Annotated in this window: 2 protein-coding genes; one reads left to right on the forward strand and one right to left on the reverse strand. The window is 79.9% G+C overall.

All coding sequences use genetic code 11. From position 1 onward, the window contains the following. Positions 1-184: hypothetical protein (locus tag VM95_RS43980; protein ID WP_208615612.1), on the reverse strand; the 184-nt coding region annotated here is incomplete at its 3' end. Between VM95_RS43980 and VM95_RS43090 the strand changes: the two genes are divergently transcribed. Beyond that, positions 177-763: hypothetical protein (locus VM95_RS43090; RefSeq protein WP_208615613.1), on the forward strand; the 587-nt coding region annotated here is incomplete at its 3' end. The two genes, VM95_RS43980 and VM95_RS43090, sit on opposite strands and share 8 nt — an antisense overlap.

Raw genomic sequence — 763 nt, forward strand, 5'->3', positions numbered from 1 at the left:
TGGCGGCGCCGCCGGCGGCGGCGTGGACGTTCCCCGAGCCGGAGGAGAAGGTCTGGAGTCCGCCGAACACGCCGCTGGGGGCGGCGACCACGCCCGTGCAGGGGCACGATGCGAAGCCCCCGGGGGCCAAGTCGGCGCCGGCGAAGGCGGTGTGGACGCCGGAGGCGGTGGCGCCGGTGGTCACCGGTACGGCGACGGTGACGCTGGGTGCGGACGGCGCGGAGGCGGAGGCGGCGCGCAGGGCGACGGGCGGGGCCTCGCCCGCGTCGGGCGGGCAGAACGGGACGAAGGCCGGGGACCTGGCCGTCCGGGTCGCGCCCGGCAACGCGCAGACGGAGGCGGCGCACGCCGTCACCGTGCAGGTCACCGACCGGGACAAGGGCCGGGCGGCGGGTGTCGCCGGGCCGCTGGTCGCGCTCACCGACGCCGAGGCGCAGGCCGCGGGCGGTCCCGGGCGCGGGGCGCGGGTGACGCTGGACCTCAAGGCGCTGCAGGCGGGTGGCTGGTCGGAGCGGGCGGCGCTGGTGGCGCTGCCGGGTTGTGCGCTGACCACGCCGGACCGGCCGGAGTGCCGCACCCAGACGCCGGTGGCGGCGACGAGCGACGGCGCGGGCACGATCACCGCGCAGGTGACGCTGCCGGCGAAGCCCGCGGCCGCTCCGCAGGGCGGGAGCGGCGCGGTGAAGGCGTCGTTCACGGGCGCGGCGAGCCCGGCGTCGGTCACCGACACCTCGGGCGGCGGCTCGACGGTGCTGGCCGCGGC

Source organism: Streptomyces rubellomurinus, from assembly GCF_000961885.1.
Classification (GTDB): Bacteria; Actinomycetota; Actinomycetes; order Streptomycetales; family Streptomycetaceae; genus Kitasatospora; species Kitasatospora rubellomurina.